Genomic DNA, 648 nt, shown 5'->3' on the forward strand with positions numbered 1-648 from the left:
TACTAATACAGCAGATATGAACAATCGCCCAACTTTATTAAACTTCATCCTTTAAACCCTATGATTAAAATTCCAGATTTTCACTGTAGCTAAGCTCTATATTCAAAGCAAGCCATTCTAGTGTTTGCTAGACATATCCACGCAAAACCAAGTAATCAAAAACTTCCTTTGCTGCACCTTCTATACTTAAAACACCCGCGTCAACCACGAGTTCAGGATCTTCGGGGGCTTCATATGTAGAGTCAATACCCGTAAAGTTTCGAATCTCTCCAGCCCTCGCCTTTTTATACAAACCTTTCGGGTCTCTCCGCTCACAAACACTAAGATCAGTACAAATATAAACCTCAATAAACTCCCCTATAGGGAAGAGCTTTCTCACCATTTGTCGATCTGAATTAAAAGGAGAAATAAACGCAGACTGGACAATCAAACCCGCATCGACAAAAAGTTTTCCTACCTCACCAATTCGTCTGATATTTTCAATTCGGTCTTGAGCAGAAAAACCCAGATCCTTCGTCAATCCATGCCTAACATTGTCACCGTCTAAAAGGTAGGTATGCTTACCTTTCTCGTAGAGCATCGCATCTAAGGCATTCGCGACACTAGACTTACCTGCACCACTAAGGCCGGTAAACCAGATCATGCAGG

Annotated in this window: 1 protein-coding gene; it reads right to left on the bottom strand. The window is 41.5% G+C overall.

Translation table 11 applies throughout. The features are described 5' to 3' along the window. Nucleotides 1–127: 127 nt before the first annotated feature. Nucleotides 128–648, bottom strand: a 521-nt coding sequence (gene cysC / locus A3735_RS06090) for an adenylyl-sulfate kinase (protein WP_082885809.1), incomplete at its 5' end; no start/stop codon positions are given.

This window comes from Oleiphilus sp. HI0061 (genome assembly GCF_001635675.1).